Annotated in this window: 20 protein-coding genes and 1 tRNA gene; 11 read left to right on the forward strand and 10 right to left on the reverse strand. The window is 64.9% G+C overall.

Features of this window, described 5'->3' with window-relative positions; genetic code table 11:
* The first annotated feature begins 28 nt into the window (after positions 1 to 28).
* The 3 genes from ACFQ0P_RS07345 to ACFQ0P_RS07355 all read left to right on the forward strand — a co-directional run bounded on the left by ACFQ0P_RS07345 (position 29) and on the right by ACFQ0P_RS07355 (position 1,813).
* The gene (locus ACFQ0P_RS07345) at positions 29 to 658 is read left to right on the forward strand and encodes a LysE family translocator (RefSeq protein WP_204977922.1); all 630 of its coding nucleotides are present in this window, start codon (positions 29 to 31) and stop codon (positions 656 to 658) included.
* Positions 659 to 816: 158 nt separating this feature from the next.
* Positions 817 to 1,674, forward strand: a complete 858-nt coding sequence (locus ACFQ0P_RS07350; RefSeq protein WP_204977923.1) for an LLM class F420-dependent oxidoreductase — start codon at positions 817 to 819, stop codon at positions 1,672 to 1,674.
* A 48-nt stretch (positions 1,675 to 1,722) separates the two neighbouring features.
* Positions 1,723 to 1,813, forward strand: a tRNA-Ser gene (locus ACFQ0P_RS07355).
* A 107-nt stretch (positions 1,814 to 1,920) separates the two neighbouring features.
* Here ACFQ0P_RS07355 and ACFQ0P_RS07360 read toward each other — a convergent pair.
* Both ACFQ0P_RS07360 and ACFQ0P_RS07365 read right to left on the reverse strand, forming a co-directional pair.
* On the reverse strand, positions 1,921 to 3,063 hold the full coding sequence (locus ACFQ0P_RS07360; protein WP_204977924.1) for a tyrosine-type recombinase/integrase: 1,143 nt from the start codon (positions 3,061 to 3,063) through the stop codon (positions 1,921 to 1,923).
* Positions 3,056 to 3,652 carry a hypothetical protein gene (locus tag ACFQ0P_RS07365; protein ID WP_378771781.1) on the reverse strand — a complete coding sequence of 199 codons (597 nt, stop codon included), beginning with the start codon at positions 3,650 to 3,652 and terminating at the stop codon, positions 3,056 to 3,058. Before ACFQ0P_RS07365 ends, ACFQ0P_RS07360 begins: the two co-directional genes overlap by 8 nt.
* 111 nt (positions 3,653 to 3,763) lie before the next feature.
* Here ACFQ0P_RS07365 and ACFQ0P_RS07370 point away from each other — a divergent pair, with 111 nt between their 5' ends.
* The 5 genes from ACFQ0P_RS07370 to ACFQ0P_RS07390 all read left to right on the forward strand — a co-directional run bounded on the left by ACFQ0P_RS07370 (position 3,764) and on the right by ACFQ0P_RS07390 (position 5,851).
* Positions 3,764 to 3,991 (forward strand): helix-turn-helix domain-containing protein, encoded by a 228-nt coding sequence (locus ACFQ0P_RS07370; protein ID WP_204977925.1) that lies wholly within the window; start codon positions 3,764 to 3,766, stop codon positions 3,989 to 3,991.
* 3 nt (positions 3,992 to 3,994) lie between these two features.
* Positions 3,995 to 4,249 (forward strand): glutaredoxin family protein, encoded by a 255-nt coding sequence (locus ACFQ0P_RS07375; protein ID WP_204977927.1) that lies wholly within the window; start codon positions 3,995 to 3,997, stop codon positions 4,247 to 4,249.
* 140 nt (positions 4,250 to 4,389) lie between these two features.
* Complete coding sequence (locus tag ACFQ0P_RS07380) at positions 4,390 to 5,310, forward strand: hypothetical protein (RefSeq protein WP_204977929.1); 921 nt, start codon at positions 4,390 to 4,392, stop codon at positions 5,308 to 5,310.
* A 50-nt stretch (positions 5,311 to 5,360) separates the two neighbouring features.
* The gene (locus ACFQ0P_RS07385; protein ID WP_378771783.1) at positions 5,361 to 5,615 is read left to right on the forward strand and encodes a hypothetical protein; all 255 of its coding nucleotides are present in this window, start codon (positions 5,361 to 5,363) and stop codon (positions 5,613 to 5,615) included.
* A gap of 23 nt (positions 5,616 to 5,638) precedes the next feature.
* Positions 5,639 to 5,851, forward strand: a complete 213-nt coding sequence (locus ACFQ0P_RS07390) for a hypothetical protein (protein ID WP_204977931.1) — start codon at positions 5,639 to 5,641, stop codon at positions 5,849 to 5,851.
* 12 nt (positions 5,852 to 5,863) lie between these two features.
* Here the strand turns inward: ACFQ0P_RS07390 and ACFQ0P_RS07395 are convergent, their stop codons facing one another.
* Positions 5,864 to 6,412 (reverse strand): recombinase family protein, encoded by a 549-nt coding sequence (locus tag ACFQ0P_RS07395; protein ID WP_204977933.1) that lies wholly within the window; start codon positions 6,410 to 6,412, stop codon positions 5,864 to 5,866.
* On the reverse strand, positions 6,409 to 7,344 hold the full coding sequence (locus ACFQ0P_RS07400) for a zeta toxin family protein (RefSeq protein ID WP_378771787.1): 936 nt from the start codon (positions 7,342 to 7,344) through the stop codon (positions 6,409 to 6,411). Before ACFQ0P_RS07400 ends, ACFQ0P_RS07395 begins: the two co-directional genes overlap by 4 nt.
* A gap of 782 nt (positions 7,345 to 8,126) precedes the next feature.
* Between ACFQ0P_RS07400 and ACFQ0P_RS07405 the strand changes: the two genes are divergently transcribed.
* A complete protein-coding gene (locus ACFQ0P_RS07405) occupies positions 8,127 to 9,491 on the forward strand; it encodes a hypothetical protein (protein ID WP_204977937.1) in 1,365 nt (454 codons plus the stop codon).
* Positions 9,492 to 9,547: 56 nt separating this feature from the next.
* On the opposite strand, the gene ACFQ0P_RS07410 is transcribed toward ACFQ0P_RS07405, so the two are convergent.
* Positions 9,548 to 10,018: a hypothetical protein gene (locus ACFQ0P_RS07410; protein ID WP_204977938.1), complete on the reverse strand. Its 471-nt coding sequence runs from the start codon at positions 10,016 to 10,018 to the stop codon at positions 9,548 to 9,550.
* A gap of 243 nt (positions 10,019 to 10,261) precedes the next feature.
* Entirely contained in the window at positions 10,262 to 11,461 is a 1,200-nt protein-coding gene (locus ACFQ0P_RS07415; RefSeq protein WP_204977939.1) for a Fic family protein, read from the reverse strand.
* Positions 11,462 to 11,557: 96 nt separating this feature from the next.
* Here ACFQ0P_RS07415 and ACFQ0P_RS07420 point away from each other — a divergent pair, with 96 nt between their 5' ends.
* Positions 11,558 to 12,124: a hypothetical protein gene (locus ACFQ0P_RS07420; RefSeq protein ID WP_204977940.1), complete on the forward strand. Its 567-nt coding sequence runs from the start codon at positions 11,558 to 11,560 to the stop codon at positions 12,122 to 12,124.
* A 901-nt stretch (positions 12,125 to 13,025) separates the two neighbouring features.
* On the opposite strand, the gene ACFQ0P_RS07425 is transcribed toward ACFQ0P_RS07420, so the two are convergent.
* On the reverse strand, positions 13,026 to 14,105 hold the full coding sequence (locus ACFQ0P_RS07425; RefSeq protein WP_204977941.1) for a hypothetical protein: 1,080 nt from the start codon (positions 14,103 to 14,105) through the stop codon (positions 13,026 to 13,028).
* 503 nt (positions 14,106 to 14,608) lie between these two features.
* On the opposite strand from ACFQ0P_RS07425, the gene ACFQ0P_RS07430 reads away from it, so the two are divergent.
* Positions 14,609 to 17,314 carry an AAA family ATPase gene (locus ACFQ0P_RS07430; protein WP_204977942.1) on the forward strand — a complete coding sequence of 902 codons (2,706 nt, stop codon included), beginning with the start codon at positions 14,609 to 14,611 and terminating at the stop codon, positions 17,312 to 17,314.
* A gap of 32 nt (positions 17,315 to 17,346) precedes the next feature.
* Here the strand turns inward: ACFQ0P_RS07430 and ACFQ0P_RS07435 are convergent, their stop codons facing one another.
* The 3 genes from ACFQ0P_RS07435 to ACFQ0P_RS07445 form a co-directional block, all read right to left on the reverse strand.
* Positions 17,347 to 17,532: a hypothetical protein gene (locus ACFQ0P_RS07435; RefSeq protein WP_204977943.1), complete on the reverse strand. Its 186-nt coding sequence runs from the start codon at positions 17,530 to 17,532 to the stop codon at positions 17,347 to 17,349.
* An 85-nt stretch (positions 17,533 to 17,617) separates the two neighbouring features.
* A complete protein-coding gene (locus tag ACFQ0P_RS07440) occupies positions 17,618 to 17,938 on the reverse strand; it encodes a hypothetical protein (protein WP_204977945.1) in 321 nt (106 codons plus the stop codon).
* A gap of 97 nt (positions 17,939 to 18,035) precedes the next feature.
* On the reverse strand, positions 18,036 to 18,293 hold the full coding sequence (locus ACFQ0P_RS07445) for a hypothetical protein (RefSeq protein ID WP_204977947.1): 258 nt from the start codon (positions 18,291 to 18,293) through the stop codon (positions 18,036 to 18,038).
* Positions 18,294 to 18,739: the final 446 nt, after the last annotated feature.

The raw sequence follows: 18,739 nt of genomic DNA on the forward strand, positions 1-18,739 counted from the left end.
CCTTGCCCTGCTCACCGGAGGACCGCCCGTGGACGTGAACGTGCTGCTCGCTTTCGCGCTCGCCGCCGGGGTGGCGATCGCGATCCCCGGACCGACCGTGCTCCTCGCGCTGGCGAACGGCTCACGGTACGGCGTGCGCCGCGCCACGTTCGGGATGCTGGGTGCCGTCGCCTCCGACATCGTGCTCGTCATCGCGGTCGGGGTCGGCCTCGGAGCGCTGCTGCTGGCCAGCGAGACGGCGTTCACGATCGTCAAGTGGGTGGGCGTCGCGTACCTTGCGTTCCTCGGACTGCGGATGCTGATCTCACGGGGCGCGCTGCTCCACGGCGACCCGGCAGCCGATCCGCGCGGGGCGCGGAGCGCTCTGTTCGCGAAGAGCTTCCTCGTCGCCGTGACCAACCCGAAGGGCTACCTGTTCGTCGGGGCGCTGCTGCCGCAGTTCATCGATCCGGGCGCGGCGCAGCTGCCCCAGTACCTGGTGATCGGCACGGTCTTCTGTGCACTCGACTTCGCGATCATGCTGGGCTACGCGCTGCTCGGCTCGCAGGCCATTCGCCTGCTCAAGCAGCGGGGCGCTGTGTGGATCGAGCGCGTCTGCGGCGGCATCCTTCTCGCGCTGGCCGCGTGGCTCGCGACCACCCGCCGCGCGGCAGCGTGACGCGTCGGGCGGGAACGACCGGGCCGATGCCGAACGGGCGCCCGATCGAGCCGTAGTCGATGCGACCGGTTCCGCGTGATCGACCCGAGGGTGCCTCCCGGCCACTAGCGTGAACGGCGAGAGGGCGTTCCTCCTTCCCGGAGCGGAGACCGGACAGCATGCAGCTCGGACTACACATCGCAGACTTCACCTGGAACGGCGGCCCTCAGGCGCTCGGTACAAATCTCGCGTCCCACGTGCGCGAAGCCGAGGCGGCCGGGATCGCGCGCATCACGGTCATGGACCACTTCTGGCAGATCGGCGGGGTCGGCCCCGTCGAGAACGAGATGCTCGAGGCGTACGCGACGCTCGGCTTCATCGCCGCACACACCGAGCGGGCGCTGCTCCACACCCTCGTCACCGGCGTGACCTACCGCGAGCCCGCCCTGCTCGCGAAGGACGTCACGACCCTCGACGTGCTGTCGGGCGGACGCGGCGGTCTCGGGATCGGGGCGGCATGGAACGAGGACGAGTCGCAGGGCCTGGGCTTCCGCTTCCCCCCGACCGCCGAGCGGTTCGAGCGCCTCGAGGAGGCGATCCGCGTGTGCCTGCAGATGTGGTCGGATTCCGAGGACCCGTTCGAGGGCGAGCACTACCGGCTCGGGCGCACGTTGAACTCTCCTCAGAGCCTGTCGCGGCCGCATCCCTATCTCATGATCGGAGGAGGCGGCGAGCGCAAGACGCTGCGGCTCGTCGCGCAGTACGCCGACGCCTGCAACCTGTTCGCCGGCCCGCAGGCCGCGCACAAGCTCGACGTGCTGCGGCGCCACTGCGACGACGTCGGCCGGGACTACGACGACATCGAGAAGACGACGATGATCTCGATCGACTCGTCGTCGGAGGTCGAAGGTGTCGTCGCGCAGCTCGAGGAGCTGGGTCGCCTCGGCTTCACCGTCGCCTACGTCTTCGCCCGCGAGATGCCGGAACGCCGCGCGATCACGGACCTCCTGGCCGAAGTCGTACCGGCCGTCACGTAGCGTCCCGTCGATTGGCGGGTTCGCGTGGCGTGACGTAAACTCTTCGGCGGTGACGTGTCCGAGCGGCCGAAGGTGCAACTCTCGAAAAGTTGTGTAGGGTAACCCCCTACCGTGGGTTCAAATCCCACCGTCACCGCCACGTCGAAGCCCCGCGAACCCCTGGAAACACTGGGATCGCGGGGCTTTCCTCTTGCGCCGAATCCCGCCGTGAGAACATCTTGAGAACAAATGTCTTCGGCGGCGGACTCAGATGCCGATGCCGGGGACCTCTGGCGGCAGCACGACGGGCGTATCAGAGGGCGGGTAGATCGACCGATTCCGCGCATGTGCGAGGGCGGTCGCGACGGCATCGAGATCGTCGTCGAAGAGATCGGCGTAGGTGTCCAGCGTCATGGCCGCGGAGGCGTGGCCGAGCATTCGTTGGACGGCCTTGACGTTCGCTCCGGCACTGATCGCAAGGCTTGCCGCGGTGTGGCGGAGGTCGTGCGGTGTGACTCGCGGGAGAGTCGGATCTTCCTTCTGAGCGCGCCTGACCGCTTTGGCGAACCAGCCGTCCTTGGAGTTGGGCAGCCGGAGGTGATTGGTCCCGTCGCCGAACAGAAGCTGTGTCGCGTCCTTCCCGACGAACAGCGACCGGATCATCGGATCCAGGAAGTCCGGATATCGCACCGACCGGGTTCGATGGGACTTTGGTGAGCCGACGTGGATGTGGCCGTTCACGAGCACGGCGTTCTCATACACGGTGACGCGACGGCGGGGAAGGTCGATGTCTCGTAGACGAAGGCCCGTCGCTTCGCCCCACCGGAGACCGGTGTAGGCGAGGAAGTAGACGACGTGAGGATAGGCGGCTCGTTGGGCGAGCTCGGCGACCTGTCGGTGCGTCAGGTAGACGCGGGGCTTCGGGCGCTTCTTCGGGAGCTTGACGCCCCGGGCGGGATTGTCGGCGAGTCGTCGGTCCCGGACGGCGATATCGAGAATCGCGGCGAGGATCCCGAATGAGCGGATCACGGTGGTCGGCCCGAGCGTGGCGGAGAGCTGCGATACCCAGGCGCGTACGTCGCTGTGGCGGATGTCGCCGACCTGTCGGTTACCCCATGCGGGTTCGACGTGGATCCTCCACGCCGACTCCAGAGGGTGAACAGATGAGGGTTTGAGGACCGCTTCCTGGTCTGTCATCCAGATAGCGCCGAGCTCGCCGACTGTCATCCTCGCGTCGGTGGGGTCGATGTATCGCTTTTCAGCGATCTCGACGGACGTCGAGGATAGGAAGCGCTCTGCGTCGCGCTTGGTCTTGAAGCCGCGTTTGGAGGTCTGTGAGTGGTCGGGTTTGCGGTACTTGACCATGTACCGCTTGCCTTCGCTGGTGGTGTAGCTGTGGATGCTACCCATCGGCCTTTCGGCCGGCGGCTGCTGACATTCCGTCGAGGCGTCCTGCTGCTCTCGCCTTCTGCGTCCAATCGGAGGCGGTGCGATGAGGAACTCCGAGTTCGTCCATGATCATCCGGAGCGGCGCTTGCCCCGATAGGGCAGCCACACCGTAGAGGATCTGGATGACGTCGAGACGGGCTTCGGATGATCCGCGTTTGACCACATCGGCTGCGAGCCATTCGGGGATGAGCCGTCCATCACGGCTCGAGAGCTCAGAGACGCTCAACCATGTCGCATCGGGGCTGTCATCGAGCGTGAGCGCGATGCAATGCGGAGCTGCCGCTTGCACGATCGCCTGCACGGTGACCTGACGCAACGTATTCGCGTTCACCTCGACCGCGTCGGTGGTGCTTTCGACGGCAACCGCCGTCACGATGTAGCGGCCCGTGGTGCGGATGTACTTCGCTTCGATGCGCGTCGCGAGGCCAGTCGTTTCATCTGTCGTGGTGGCAGCGAACCCTGGCGCGATGCGAAGCCCGGATCCCAGCGGCTGCACTGCCGCTGCTGCGGTCATCGGGTTGCCATCGAGTGTCTTCACGTCGACCTTCACCTCCCCATTATGTCTAGTCGCGTCAGGGGTTCACGCTTTCCTCTTGACGAGTGTATCTCTAAATGGTTCACTCGTGTCAAGTCGAGACGCAAGTACGCAACGGAGGTCGAGATGAGCACACTGGATCACTCGGTGACGCAGCGCCTTTCGCACACGTTCGTCACCCCGGCGCAGGTGGTCGCGATGCTTCCGGGCATCACCCTGCGCACGCTCTCGATGTGGCGGTACCGCCAGATCGGGCCGCCGTACCGAAAGCTCGGCGCCCGGATCGTCTACCCGCTCGACGAACTGGACGACTGGGTCGAAGCGCGCGCACACGGCTCGGATGCGAGGCGGTGAGTCATGACCAGCGTCACCGTCTACTCCGCAGGGTCGGCGTGCGTCCAGTGCACACAGACTTTCGAGCACCTCAAACGCCGCGGCGTTGACTTCACCAAGGTCGATCTGCGCACCAAGGACGCGGCTCTTGAGTACGTCACCGATCAGCTGGGCTACACGCAGGCGCCGGTTGTCATCGTCGATGACGAACCGGAGAACCACTGGTACGGGTTCCGCCCCGACCTGATCGACCGGCTGGCAGCTGGAGCCGGCGTATGAGCACCCCGCCGGTCGCAGGCGAGACCCCCGACCCCAACCCGCCTCAGCGGGCTCAATCGGCGCACTCGGAGATCCGACGCTCGCGGAAACCTCGGGAGAGCGATCGCATGCGAGAGAGGCGGGAGCGCGAGGCGGAGCTCATGCGGGCGTGGCGAGAACGCAACCGAGAGCGCGTGCGGGAATCCAACCTGGCGTGGAAAGCGGCGAACCCCGATCGCGCTCGAGAACTCAACCGATTCTCCATGCACAGGCAGCACCTCCGGAAGAAGCGCGAGGCGGCAAAGCGGGAACGCCGCAAGGACTACGCCCGTGGCTGGTACGAACGCAATCGGGAGCGAGTCCTCGAACAGCAGCGCGTCGCGCGAGCACGCCGGAAGGCCGAGAACCCTGAGCGCTACCGCGCGATGGCGAACGCGCGACAGCAAAGGTGGCGCGACAGTCATCGCGATGAACAGAACCAGTGCTTGCGCGACCACCGACTTGATAACCCCGGCGCGCGGATCGACACAGAACGCAGGTACTACGAGAAGAACCGCGAGCAGATCCTGGAGCGAGCTCGGGCGCGGTACGCGGCGAACCCGGAAGAAGCCCGTGCCAAGGCGAAGCAGTATCGGTCTCGTGAACGGCGGCGCCGCGAGCTCGGGCTTCCGCCCCCACGACGGCACGTGGTGCGCCCCACGGAGCGTGATGAGAACCAACGCAACGCGGACGAGTTCTTCGCGCGGAGCTACACGCGACAAGAGTTGCGCGACGCTGTTGTCGCACTCGCGACGCCGCCGGACCTTCTCGCAGCGTGGAGGCGCGACTGCGCTCGTGCACGTGCTGCGCATCGCCGGGCCACCGATCCCGAGGTCGCCGACTACAAGTCCGCATCGCGACGACGCGTGGAGGCCGCACGAGAGCTGCTCCGCCGGCAGCAAGAGACCGAAGACGCACGCATGGACGCGATCGCACGCGACATCAACGATCGCCTTCGCCGCGTGCCACGACGACCCACCCACGCCGACCCGACTCTTCCCCACCTCCCACCGGGGACAGTGGGTCCACAACTTCACATCTGATCGTCCCCCGCGGCGCCGTCCGTCGCCACAATGTCTTCGAGAGGAACATCATGATCGACCGAGCCCACACCGAAAGCACGCTCTGGCGAACCGCGGTGTCCGCGTTCAGCTACTACCCGACCAGACACATTGACGAGCCCGGGTACACCGTCGGCGAGGACATCGCATGGTGCCTCGAGCCACTCAGCAGAGTCGACCAAACCGTGCTTGAGCGGCTCTCCCATCTCGTGGAAGCCGCAATCGTGGATCCCACCGCACACCGAGCAGCCATCACAAAAGAACTGGAACGTCTCGCCGATCGGTAGACGAGGCTGAGGAGGTCAAGACGATGCTCACGTTCGAGTCGACGGTCGCCGTGATCGCGACCATCGTGTTCCCCTGTGCGGCGATCATCTTCGGGGCTGCCGCGCTGATCGCCGCTGTTCGTCGTCGATCTCGCCGTGCCACGTTCCTGGCCCTGATCTCCTCGATCTGTGTGTTCGGGACGGTCGTCGCAGCAACGATCGTCGCGCACGGGGATGGACTCACGCCGCCCGGCTGATCTACTCCCGGCTCACACCGGTACCGAGAGGGCGCGCTGCACGGCGCTCGGACTTACACCGATCACGCGGGCGATATGTGCGATCGAGCGGTGCTGGCGGCGCAACTCCGCCGCCACGGCAACGCGATCGGGAGTCATCACCGACGGCCGGCCTGGTCGCCGGCCGGCAGCCTCGGCTTGCAGCATACCCTGCCGTGTTCGGATGCCCGCCAGCCTCCGGCGGAGGCCCTCCAACGTGGCAAACACTTCCGCGGGATCGGCCACGCCGGCATCGGTGGACAGCGCGGGCTCGTTGAGTGAACGAAGGGCGATACCCTGGCGACCCAGCTCGGCGATGGTCTGAACGACCCGCGGAAGTGAGGATCCGAGCCGCGCGGCGCTGGACACCAGCAGGATGTCACCCGACTCGAGCGAGCGCAGCGCGCTTCCGTCATCCAACGGACCCTCGACGCCGGCGTCCGTCAGGATTACCTCGGCACCCGCCTCGGCGAGAGTCTCAATGTCGATAGTGAGGTCTTCACCCGGCCACCATGGTCGCAAGTATCCGATCAGGCGCCTCATCTCGAAGGCCCATCAGTCTGTGGCGCCGGGGGCGTAGGAATAGGTGCGGGCGACTCTTGCACGAGCCTCGGCGCAGCGGCCCGACGGAGCACGACGAGTTCGCTCGCAAGGCGACTCTCCAAGTCTCGGGCCACGACCGAGCCGGTGGGGATTCGAAGGTTCGGCACAACCTCACGGATCGCTGCCTCATGGAGGGCGATCAGATGGGGCCCCAGTTCCGGCAACGGCGATGAGGGGTGACGAGCGTAGGCGGTCACGCGCTTCAGCTCGCTCAACCATTGCACCGTTTGGAGCGTGGACATCGGGGTCCGGCTGGCGGCATTGAAAGCTCGCACCGCCGACGGTCCGTCCACCTGATCGACGGCGACGCCGCCGTCTCGGTCGAACACCGTCAGTCGGGCACCCACGGCCCCTGCCTTCGCCAGTAGTGCGCGCGCCTCTTCCAAATCGCGATCATGCTGCTCGACGGGGACCAGCTCCGGCGGGCGCCGCGCGCGATCGCCCGACGCGTACGCCGACGCCACGGCCAGGAGGCTCTCCGCACGCGCGGAAGCGACCACTGCGACATGCGTGCCGTATCCGACCTGTCCGAATGTCGTCAGGATGCCCTCGGCCGCAGCCGCCGGAATAGGACCGTCGAGGAGAAGCGAGAGTCGGTGCTCTCGAGCGTGCCGCATACAAGCGATCAGCCACGACGCCGACGTCGCGGCGACTTGACCGGCGCCGGCGTTCTCGTTCTCCACCCGAGGCACGAACGAGCGAAGCAGGTTGGCCGAGATCACCGCCATCCCGTCCGGATCCTCGCCCAGAAGGTGGCTGATGGCACGAGAACGGCCCGACCCCGCTTGCCCACTGAGGAGAACCAGGCGAGGGGCATCCGTCGGTCGGGCATCAGCGAAGACCGTCGGCAAGATGCGCTTCTCAAGGATCACGTGGGGGTCATCGCTCGCGCCCGCGGTCCCCGGCTGCGGGTCTGGTGCCGGACCGAGGGACTCAACAGCGGGGCGGTCAAACCCGTCCGCCTGCAGCACGCTCGCCCGATGGGTCACCGCGCGACTGAGATCGGAACCTCCCGCAAGACCATCGTCTGCAGCACTCAGCGCGCCGTCGTACGCGACGGCATCACTGACTCGCCAGGCCGATGAATCGGGTCGCATCACGCCTCCTGCCCCAATTGTATCGACCACCCGAAAAGGCTCATCGGCACATTTCGATTCGCCACGCCGATGCCTCAAGGAAAGCGGTCGGCGTTAGCCTGGGCGCGGCGCCAGGCCCGGTCGACCGGGGCGCGGCTTCCCCTCCCTCCGACGGCGAGAGGATAGCGGGGCGTGGACGACTTCGTTCCTCTCGATCGCTATTTGCAGACTCCGCTCTCCGCTGCGCTCCAAGCTCCGCTTATCAACCGCTCACTCGGGCACTGCGTCATCCCCTCCCCGCTTGATCGGCCGATTGTCGGAGCGGGAGCAGAGTGCGAGGCGGCGGCATCTCGGATGCATGAGCGTGCCGCGTCTGGACAGGGACCGTTCCGGGCGCTCGACTGAGTGCCATGTGGCCGGGAACCTGTCGGATGTTCGCAGCACACTGCCCAATTCGTACTGGAAAGATTCCTTGCCGCCCGCGTCCGGTGTTCTTGGTCCGGGGATGGGTTGAACCTCCCTGAACCAATGCTCCTCGTGCCCCGTCCGGAGCCCGCCCCTCGCGATATGGTCTCGACATGGCAAAGCCCATCAAAACGAGCGACGTTTTCGTGCCGGGGAGGAACCCCCAGTACACGTACAACCCCCGCTCGGACCGCGAACTCGAAGAGCGGCTGCGCCTCTATCTGGATGACGGCGGAGCGATCCTCACGCTCGTCGGCCCAACCAAAACCGGAAAGACTGTGCTGCTGCGCGAGGTAATCGAAACGCCTGTGTGGATTGAGGCGCAGGGAATCGACAGCGCGGAGACGTTCTGGGCGCTCGTGGGTAACGAGCTTGGTCTTTACGTGGACTCCGGCACTTCCTCCGACTCGAACGACAGCCTGGAGGGTGGCGGAGGAGTCAACGCCGGCGTCTTCAATGTCGGCGGCAAAGTGACGACGAGCACAGGTCAGAGCTTGGGCAAGTCCGCCGTCCGGGTCACCTCGGTCGAGTCGCGGAAGGCGCTGCAGGATAGTGGCCGCGTTCTGGTCGTAGACGACTTCCACTTCATCGCTCGCGATGTGCAGCAGCAGATCGTCCAGGCTGTAAAGCCACTCGTCTACAACGACACGCGAGTCGTCTTTGCCGCGATCTCGCACCGAGTTCTCGATGTACCCCAGGCTGTCGATGACATGGCGGGACGGACAGAGCCCCTCCGCATCGAGCTCTGGAAGATCGACGAGCTGCTCGTGATCGCGAGGCGCGGGTTCGAGAAACTCCGCGTGGTCGACTACGAGAATCGGCTCGCTCGGACGCTCGCCGAGAACAGTTTCGGAAGCCCGCACCTGATGCAGCGGCTCTGCCGCGAGTTCGTGCGCGACGTGAACGAAATCTCCGAGGCGGTCCAACCTGCGCGGGATTTGCATGAACCGGCGGACTGGGACGAGTTCTTTCGCAAGCAGGTGGACGGCCGCGCGGGCCAATGGTTCGCCCGACTGCTGAGCGGACCCAAGAAGGGTGGCAACACTCGCACGACCTACGACATCGTTGACGGCCGAAAGGTCGACGGCTACGGGCTGATTCTGCTGGCCGTGGCGGCTACCCTGCCCGAGCTGGTGATCACGCGACAGAAGCTGAACAGCGCCATCGATGTCCTCGTGGGCGAAGGTGCCAAGCCGGCCGACCATCAGGTCACGCGATTCCTAAAGCACATGACGCGGATCGCCGGGCGAAGTCTGGAAGAAGACGTGCTGCCGGAGGAACTGCTGGACGAGGAGGACGCGGACGGGACGTACATCTACGCGGGCGTAGAGCCGGTCCTCGAATACGTAGAAGACGGCCCGAACTCGGTTCTCAGTATCGCAGACCCCTTCATCGCCTACTACATCCGATGGGGCGCGGGTCTTCACATCGAAGCCCTAACCGAACAGAGTGAAACGCCCGACCCACCGTCGAGGTAAGGGCGGGCGCAGCGTGTGCCGCCGGCCCCGCGTCAGCCGGTCCGATGTGATGGCCTTTAGGGCGCGATACTGACCTTGCGCACCTCGCGAATCAAGATGATGGCCTGGCGAGCAATGTTCAGTACGAGGATCGTTCCGATCAACGCTGCGAGCTGACTAGCTGCAAAAACGAGGCTGGGGAGGAACTCGATTCCCCGTCCGAAGAACCCGATGTAGGTCATCGCAATTACGGGATCGAGGAGCTGTCCGACAAGCGTGAGGACGCCAGCGAGCGCGCCGAAGATCGCCGTGACAAACGCGATTCTCAACAATGACTCGAGTAGCACCGTGTAAAGAGCTGGTCTGTCCTTGGCCAGCCGAGCTGCTTCTGCCCGAAACTCCAGATCCTCAGCAGATCGTCTCGCGGCGGCCGTTGAGTTTCGGCGGTCCAGTGCTCGACTGATCGCGGGGGAAGACACATTGACGATGATTCCGATTGGGATAGAGAGGAGTGCGCCCCACAGCACCCCTTGCCAGAGCTCCGACATAAGATCCTCCTGACTCTGCGCCGGCCGCGCTCGGCGAACTGGCATTCAAACTATTGGATCGCGCAGGTGTTCGTCCGAGTAGAGGTGAAGCCGGCGCTTCCTACGCGGCGCCGGCGATTGCAGTGTCCGGCATCCCCTTGCGCGCGACCCGGGAGCACCGCAACCGCACGGCGGAGACTCCTGCTTGGGGGGACGTAGTTCTCTCGCCGAGCCTCGGCGCGAATAGCTACTGGCGGAGGCTGGTCACACGTTTCCGTTCAACCGGATCGGGAGGAATGCCTCGATCAGTTCGCGGTTCGGGCGGAAACCCTTTCCGCTCCGCACGACCAACTTTCTGCGAAGCAGTTCATTGATATCGCGCGAGAGGGTCTTGGTTTCCTTGTTTGCGTACTCGCGAAGAACCCGAGCGCTCACTTCGGGAAGTTTCGCCTTCGCAACTACTTCACCCGACGGCATGTCCAAAACCAGGTGCATCTGGCGGCGCTTGGCGGGGGTGTCCTCGTCTCTGAAGTTGTCGTGGACGTAATTCACCCACGTGACAGCGAGTTGCTGCTGCCGAACGATGCCAATCTGCTCGCGCAGTTGATCGACCAGGCCCTGGATCGCGTATCGAACAAATCCCTCGATGGGGTAGCCCTGAAGCCGGCTGGTCTTGTCCAACTCGATCAAGTAGACGTCGCGTGTCAGGTTGTAGTGGTTGGACAGCAAATGCGCGGCAGGGGAAGGAACTCCAGCCTCGATCATGAGTTGGAACTCGATCATGCGGGCCGTGCGCCCGTTGCCGTCACCGAACGGGTGGATCCACGCGATGTAGAGGTGTGCCAGGATCGCCTTCATCACTGCGATGGGAAATCGCATCTCAGGCTGGGAGTCAGGCGCCTGCAGTTGATTGAGCCAGGTGACCATCTGGTGGAGGAGAAACTCTGCGTCTTCGGCGGGGGCGCCACGGTATCCCGAGATTCCCACGATGACGCTGTCCGTGCGAGTGACTCCCGGTACGACGCCCTCCCGCAGTGGGAGTCCAGTCAAGATCCGACGGTTGAACTCCTTGATCCGGTCTACGCTCAGCGCAAAGTCGCTCCCAGCCCGCATCTCATCGGCGAGATCGTTGCAGATGCCGAGAATGTTGTCGACCTCTGTGCCGAGATACTCGCGGGATTTCGACAACTCAAGTTCGCCATCGATGCGCTGGCGCACCTCGTCCTCGCTGAGGGTGTTGCCTTCGATGCTGGTGGTGCCGTGGATCCCCTTCGTCAGAATGATGCTGTGCAGCTCGGAGGCGACGCTTGGGGTGAGGGCGGCGCCCGCGAGGTGTTCGCACTTCGATTCCGCTTCGCCCAAGAGCATCCATACCGCGTGTGAGAGCCGATTGAGATCGACGGTGAAGCTCAACCAGGGATGTGTGCCGGTGTACTGACGAAGCATGGTGTCGGTCGGCGTCATGCAAGGATTATTGCACTAATTTTTGTCCGATCGGTTGACCGTGGAACTGTCCGAATTATTGACCCTGTGCATGACCACATCGTAAGCTCGGCGAGTATGGACATGCCCCCGGAAATGCATCAGCTCGCGGCTTCGCTGACGGCTGCGGCGGCCCGTAGCTCTGCCCAGCTCGTCAGCGACAAAGTCCGCTCGCTCCGCGCAGGCAAGAAGACTGACGAGACGATCGCTGGGCTCGAGGAGATCATCAGTGAACTCATCGATGACAAGGCGGAGCTGACGCGAATCGCGCAGGCGTTCCAAGCGGAGCTCGTCGCTCAGACACTCACGGCAGGTGATGTCCGGTACATAGCCGACACCGTCGTGCCGATGCTTGAGAAGGTCGCGGACGCTCAAGGCGCTTCGGGTACCGCGTTCAAGAAGTCGATCAGCGATCTGAAGCCGTTGCTTTCGGCTGAAACCGTTACCGTGCTCCAACTACTGGGGTTCAACTTTCGCAGAGGCGTCGGTGACCCGCTGACGAAGCTGACCGAGAAGGCGATCCTCTCTCGGGTGAGCCGGTCGGACGAACTTCAGCTTGCGCAGGTCGAACGAGAGAACCTGTACATGCAGATCGCGCTCGACCCGGACGCACATGCGCGGTTCGAACGCATGATGGGCCGCTAGTCGCAATCCAACCGCTGGGTCTGTCTTGGGCTCGCCACCCCGCGTATGCTCGCTGGGTCGCGCGGACGTACGCTTGACCGTATCCCCGCCGGGGTTGGGCTGAGGTGGCTTCGATACGCTCGGTCAGCGGCCCATGGTTACGCTGACGCCCGCGAGAGGGTCTATTAGCGCGTCGAAACCGATAGCCGCGAAACACCTCGTCGAGAGCGAGCCCGCCTCTCAGGGACTCCGATAGCCTTCGGTCGATGGAAGCCGCATTCATCGCATTCGCCACAACGGCGGCGACGCTCGCGGTCACGATATGGCTTGCGCTGCTCGAGTTCCGACGCCGTCGTCGAGAAGCAGCGGAGCTCCGCCGCGCACAGATTGTTAGTCGCGTGCTTGACACACTTGAGCGTGGAACGCGCGCCGCGTCGCGAGCTCCAGTGGCTAGCTGGTGGTCGCCGAACGAGCTCGAGTACGCCCTCCTGCTACCTCGCCTGCTCGCGGAGTTACCCCAGGAAGACTCCGTGGTCGCGACGTGGGTGGCTCGGAGGCTACAGCACCTCCGGAATGCTCTGAGCCGGCGTGCTCAAGTGGTGATTGGGGCAGACATAGCGAGTCACGTCGTTCAATGGGGACGCCGCGAACTCGATAACGAATGGTTTGCGGGGCAGCTACAGGCTGATCCGTGGATCCCCGGACTGAAGCCGTCGCGTCGCTCGCGTTGGGTTCGGCACTTTCGCGACGGTCTTCAACTGGCGCCCATCACGGCGGTCATGACGCTGACGGTCTTGGCTACCAGAGACGCTGCGGTATGGCTGAAACCGCGAACTACGCACGACAGCCGTCGGAAGACCGGTTAGGAGTTGACGCGTGCGGCTTCTCTGGGCGATTGCGTGTCGCGCGGGGGCTCGACTCGTTACCGCCTCGATGCTGGCCGGAATCGTCTGTAAACCCACGTAGGCAGGCCCGTGAGTGCAATCGCAGCGAGTGCGGGGGCGAGGAATCCCACAACCTGACGAGCTGAGTGTTCGCCTCGCTTCGTCAATGTGGCGGAGTACTCCACAACTCGACCGTCGAGTGGCATCTCCCAAGTGTGGGCTTCGATGTCGAGCCACGGTCGGAAGGCGCGGTCGGTTCGTGGCCGCGGATCGTGGACCGTCATCTCGCCCGAATCATGCAGTGCGAGAACCGGAGTGATACCCGGGAGCAAGTCGTCAGGTGGCTGTATGTCCGTACCTGGCAGCAGGCGCCCACTCTCGATATGAGCCTTGAACGTCCAGGTGTCGAAAGTCGTCCGCGTGACGCCATCAAAGGCCGGGATTCGGAAATCGATCATTCCCGCAGTGGAGGTCATCACTCGTTGACTGTCGTCGGCAAACCAGCCTGCGTCTTCTTTGGGTTCACGCGGGAGATGGGTCCAAATCACTGTTGCCTCCGGCAAGCATTCGGCAGTCCACTCCAGCCCCTGCCACATCGCGACACCCATCTCGTTCGCGTCATCAGTCCCCGGCATCTCCGAAGCGGCACACGAGAGCGGTCGCGGCTCGTTGTCGGGGTTCGCGAAAGATTGAACCACCACCATCTGTCCAGGAGGTCCGACGCCGCCAACTGTGAACTGGGAGCGCAGCGGCAAGATGAGCCCCACCTTCGCGGCGTCGTCGTTGTCATCAATGCCAACGGGGTTGATGCGAAAGATTCCGGCCAGACCCTCGTTTCCGTCATCGTCCTGGAGCACCCACAGGTCGAGGGACGGGTCCGAGGTGACGAATCCTCCGCCGCGCAACGGGACGTGCTCCGTTCCGACAATTCCGATCGAGCTGTAACTGCCCTGCGCGTCCTCATCCCACGAGGGCTGCTCGAAGATCACCCACGCCAAGCAGACTCCCATCGTCGCGAGCAACACGACGATCGCCACAACGTCCGCTGTGACCCGCACCCACTTCGGAGTCCGCTTTCGCCGCGATCGATCGCGAGCTGCCGTCGGCGCAACTGCCATGAGCCGATCGTATGGGCTCGATGAGGCTCGCTTATCTCGAGCGCTCCACCCCGGCCGAAGGTCTTGCGGGTGTGAGGCGCGGCCGCCTTCAAGTTCCTTGACGACGTCGAGCGGGTGACCACAGCGACTCATGGCTGGGTGTTGGGCACTACAGGCGTGGCAACGAACCTAACGAGAGCCGCCGACCTGACTTGCACAGGTGTGCACTCAACCCGGCCCTCGCTGGTCGCCGGGGTCGACCCCCGCACTCAGTGCGGGAACGTAAGCGCCTTACCGGTTGAGGCAAGTCGCAATAGACCCGATCGAGACGCTGCTCGATGACAGTCCCATCTACGCTCGACGGACGGCTGGCTGCGCGGGGCAATTGTCCGACGAGCGCACAGATGGATGCAATGCACGTAGGCACTTCTTGCGAAGGTGTGTCGCAGATGGGCAATTCTCGCTAGCCTGTTGGCATGCGCGGCGGGCTGCGGAGATGGAAGCGCGGGGTGGACTCGCGGGGCGTGAGCAATGCCGTCGCGTACGCGACCGAGGCGACCTGCGACGCACACTTCGGCAGTCTGCAGGGTGTCGAGGCGGCGCTCGGTTACGGGGGTGGCGCTGCGGTCACTCGGTTCGTCGCAACCTGCGATGCGGTCGATGTTGATGCGCTGAGTGTCGGCGCTCTGCGCCGGTGGATCTCGGGGGAGGACCCGGCATCCGGTGAGCCACGCGGTCGGCAGATGCGCTCGCCTAACGCCGACCTGATGCTCGACGGCACCATCAACTTTCCCAAGTCCTACAGCATCGCCGCGATCATCAACCCGGAGATCGCCGCGGAGTTCGAGGCCTTGCAGGACCGGCTTCGCGATCGCATCATCACCACCTGGCGGCGTGACCTCAACGCTCGCCGCGGCGCGGGCGGCTGCATCCGCGAGGACATTGCCAGGCTTGAGGTGGTCGAGCTGCAGCATCGCCGCTCGCGGGCCCTGGATCCGCATGTGCATCGACACCTCTGGCTGAACATCAAGGTCCAAGGGGCCGACGGGAAATGGTCCAACGTCGACTCTCGTGTCGCCATGAAACTACACACCGTCATCAACGCGGAGGGCGAACTGGCAGCGCGCACAGACCCGCAGTGGCTCGCCGCCCTCGCGGCCCACGGGTACACCCTCGACAGCGCCGGTGAGATCTCGCAGCTCGTCGAAGCGGTGCGACCGTTCTCCCGACGCTCCAACCAGATCGAAGCCAACCGTCTGTCACTCATCGCGGCGTGGAAGGAGTTGCATCCAGATACCGAGCCGGGCCCAGAGGAGTTGCACCACATCGACGAACGAGCGTGGGCGATAGGCCGCCCAAACAAACCCGGCCGTCTCGACGAAGATGCGTGGATCGAAAGGGTACGTGACGAACTCGCGGCGATCGACCCGACCTTGCAGTGTCGCAGATCTCCCACACTCGCCCGAGCGGTCCCCATCGGAGAAGTGGACCGTGCTCAGCTCGCCGGTGTCGCAGTCGTGGACGCCGACGATCGCTCGGTGTCCAGCAGTGGAAGGTTCAGCCCGTGGGATCTCCGGGCGGGCGCAATCAGGGCACTCGCGCAAAGTGGCATCGTCACCGAACGCGCCGTCGTAGAGGAACTGATCGACGACATCGCAGATCGTGCGCTCGCGCAAACCATCGACCTCATCCCCGACGATGAAGACAAGCCGGCACACATCAAAGCCCTCATGGCCGAGCGGACGGTCATGCTCAAGCTCCGCGTCGCCGCCCTGTTCGCCCGCCTCTCCACACCCGGAGACGTGCCCGCGCGCGACGCGGTTGTGAGGCTCGCGCGTGCCCTCCAGTCGAAAACGCGACTCACCGACGGACAGCTCGACGCCGTGACGGCGCTGGTGGGCACCGACCGCCTGGTGACCGTGACCGGGCCCGCCGGCGCGGGCAAGACCACCATCCTGAAGATCGCGTCGCACGGACTTGCCGCGCAGCAACGACGAATGATCGTGGTCGCTCCCACCAAGAAGGCGGCCACGGTCGCCGAACGCGAGATCGGCGCCACCGCATCCAGCCTTCACGCGCTTCTCCACGATCACGGCTACCGGTGGAGATATGACGAGACCGGCGTGCAAGTGTGGTGCCAGCTCGCTCCGGGTGACGTCGACGACGGCGGGTGGATCTACTCCGGCCCGCGCCAGTTCCCACTACAAGACGGGGACCGCATCATCGTCGACGAGGCCGGCATGGTCGACCTGCAGTCGGCCAGCGCACTCGCCGAGCTCGCCCTTCAGACCGGCACCGGGATCGCGATGGTCGGAGACCCGCACCAAGCCGCACCCGTCGGTCACGCAGGTGCGATGGCACTCCTGCGCCAGCACGCGAACAGAACCGTCGAGCTCACCGATGTCCACCGCTTCACCGATCGGACCTATGCCGCCCTCACCCTTCGCCTTCGCAACGCGGCAACACGCGAGGAAGCCCTCGCGGTGGCCGTCGACCTCGACGCCGGCGGTCACGTCATCCGTGCAGATAGCACCGACCGAGCCCGCAGCATCATGGTTGACGCATGGCTCGCTGCCCAGCACGCAAGGATGCGGACGGCCCTGGTGGTCGGCAGCAATGACGAGGCGGACGCGGTGAACGAAGCAATCCAGCAGCGGCGGGTGGAGGCAGGCGAGCTTCTACCAAACCGGGCGGCCTTTGGTCAGGACGGTCAGCGCCTGCTCGAGGGAGACGTTGTTCAAACTCGGCGCAACGACACCCACGCCGGAGTGCAAAACCGTGCCACGTGGATTATCAGCCGAATTCGAACCGACCGGATGGAGCTTCAGAACATCAGCGATTCCACCGACCGTCGGCGTATCCCCCTGGACTACGTCGCCGACCACGTTCACCTCGCCTATGCAACGACAGTTCACGGAATCCAAGGAGAGACGACGGATGAATGCCTCGTCGGCCCGGACGTGGATGCCGCCGGCCTCTATGTCGGCCTGACCCGGGGACGACAGCGCAACCACGCGGTCGTTATCGCCGCGTCTGCCGGGACAGCGAGAGAAGCCATCGCCGCCACCCTCGACCGAGGCGTCCCGGAAGCGACCGTCGAGGACTCGCGGGTAGCGGCGCGCACCGACCTGCAACGCGCGGCGCGTACGGCTGGCGCGGCGCACCCGACGGTAGTTGCCGCCGCCGCTGCGGGTGTCGATGCTCGGGGCGGTCCAGGTCGCGGCCTCTAGGACCATGGCCGCGGCGGGCGGGCGGGGGCTGGTCAGCCGGGGTAGCGGCGGCGTGCCCGTTCCTCGTCAGCTCGAAGAATGCCGTTCTTCACGGCGGTCCGAATGATCAGGTAGAAGACCCACAGGGTGAGCGCGAGCGTTCCAAGGTAGAGAACGATCGCAAACAGCACGCCGGCGATACCGAGTCCAGCGATCCATCCCGAGGTGTCGGTGTCCACAAAAGCCCCCAATGGTCGAAGTTGGCCCAGCCTAGCGAGCGAGCGGGACCGGAACGGCGGGGCCACTCCGGTCAACTCCGCAGGCTCACCAGTCGCGCGGTCCGGCTTCTGGATTGAAGTCGGGTCGCTGGCGCGGGCCGTCCAGGAAGTCGTTGATGGTGCCGGTACTGGGATGGCGTGAGTGCGTGCCGGTCGCCGTTTGCGCAGGCCCGGGATTCCAGAGCTGCGGGAGCGGGGGCTTGGCCGAGGCCTTCATGCGCCGCTCGCGGATGCGTTCCTCCCGACGGGCGCGCAGGTACGCGCGAAAGCGTCGTGTTCCGCCATAGACAAGAACGGTCAACAGGATGCCGACGAGAAGGCCGATGAGCGCGGCCGCCCCGTATGGGGCAAGGGAGCTGAGGGGCACGGGGGAAGATTAGCCGCCAGTTGCGGAGGACCGGTTCTTAGGCGTCAGACTCTACCCGCGCGTGTCGCCGCCCGCGTCGGATGACTCCTTGGTGGCTTCAGCGGTACGTGTGATGAACGTGCCAGCCAGCTTCCTCTCGATAGACGTCGAACACGTAGGTGGCGCCGTCTTCGTCGGTTGCCTGAAACCTCCACCCGTAGAGCGCGTGGCCGTCGGTCGGCTGATCCCAGATCGAGTGCCGAAGGCGCGTAGGGGTATCGGTGATGCGCCAGCGGCGGCCTGCGTAGAACATGCGCGTGGGGATGTCGTCGGTCATCCATATCGTCAGTTCGTGTTCGATGTCGATCGCGCTCATGACATCACAGAATAGAACATAACTTCGATGCGCGATAGAGTTCGGTTGTTGGCCGGGAGGGAGGTCCCGGGGTCGGTGACTACGAATCGTCGATACGCCGAGCAGATCGACAGGCGGATGGACCAGCGCATTCTGGAGCGGCTTGCGAAGTCCGGGCGCCTGGAGACGCTGACCGGAAGCGAGCTCGAGTTAGATCTTCTCCCAATGACGAAGGATCCGCAGCCGGCGACGGTCGAGGCATGGGTGCGGTTCGGGGGAACACCTGCGCGCGTGCTCGCTGAAGCGTGTGCGTGGACCGATCGGGCGGTCGCGATCCGATTCCAGGTGGCCGGCAAAGAGCAGCGGTGTTGGGTGTGGCGAAGCGCGGTCACTGCTCAGACCACGCCGGATCCGTCAGCTTAGGCCGATCGACCGGAGCCGAGGAGATGGTGGAGCGGGGGAGTACG

The sequence above is a fragment of the Microbacterium insulae genome (assembly GCF_042677065.1).
GTDB lineage: Bacteria > Actinomycetota > Actinomycetes > Actinomycetales > Microbacteriaceae > Microbacterium > Microbacterium insulae.

Excerpts from the sequence above, each read along its gene's own strand:
- ACFQ0P_RS07350 (WP_204977923.1), top strand. The coding sequence starts at position 817 with ATGCAGCTCGGACTACACATCGCAGACTTCACCTGGAACGGCGGCCCT.
- ACFQ0P_RS07360 (WP_204977924.1), bottom strand. The coding sequence starts at position 3,063 with ATGGGTAGCATCCACAGCTACACCACCAGCGAAGGCAAGCGGTACATG.
- ACFQ0P_RS07370 (WP_204977925.1), top strand. The coding sequence starts at position 3,764 with ATGAGCACACTGGATCACTCGGTGACGCAGCGCCTTTCGCACACGTTC.
- ACFQ0P_RS07375 (WP_204977927.1), top strand. The coding sequence starts at position 3,995 with ATGACCAGCGTCACCGTCTACTCCGCAGGGTCGGCGTGCGTCCAGTGC.
- ACFQ0P_RS07380 (WP_204977929.1), top strand. The coding sequence starts at position 4,390 with ATGCGGGCGTGGCGAGAACGCAACCGAGAGCGCGTGCGGGAATCCAAC.
- ACFQ0P_RS07385 (WP_378771783.1), top strand. The coding sequence starts at position 5,361 with ATGATCGACCGAGCCCACACCGAAAGCACGCTCTGGCGAACCGCGGTG.
- ACFQ0P_RS07390 (WP_204977931.1), top strand. The coding sequence starts at position 5,639 with ATGCTCACGTTCGAGTCGACGGTCGCCGTGATCGCGACCATCGTGTTC.
- ACFQ0P_RS07395 (WP_204977933.1), bottom strand. The coding sequence starts at position 6,412 with ATGAGGCGCCTGATCGGATACTTGCGACCATGGTGGCCGGGTGAAGAC.
- ACFQ0P_RS07405 (WP_204977937.1), top strand. The coding sequence starts at position 8,127 with ATGGCAAAGCCCATCAAAACGAGCGACGTTTTCGTGCCGGGGAGGAAC.
- ACFQ0P_RS07410 (WP_204977938.1), bottom strand. The coding sequence starts at position 10,018 with ATGTCGGAGCTCTGGCAAGGGGTGCTGTGGGGCGCACTCCTCTCTATC.
- ACFQ0P_RS07415 (WP_204977939.1), bottom strand. The coding sequence starts at position 11,461 with ATGACGCCGACCGACACCATGCTTCGTCAGTACACCGGCACACATCCC.
- ACFQ0P_RS07420 (WP_204977940.1), top strand. The coding sequence starts at position 11,558 with ATGGACATGCCCCCGGAAATGCATCAGCTCGCGGCTTCGCTGACGGCT.
- ACFQ0P_RS07425 (WP_204977941.1), bottom strand. The coding sequence starts at position 14,105 with ATGGCAGTTGCGCCGACGGCAGCTCGCGATCGATCGCGGCGAAAGCGG.
- ACFQ0P_RS07445 (WP_204977947.1), bottom strand. The coding sequence starts at position 18,293 with ATGAGCGCGATCGACATCGAACACGAACTGACGATATGGATGACCGAC.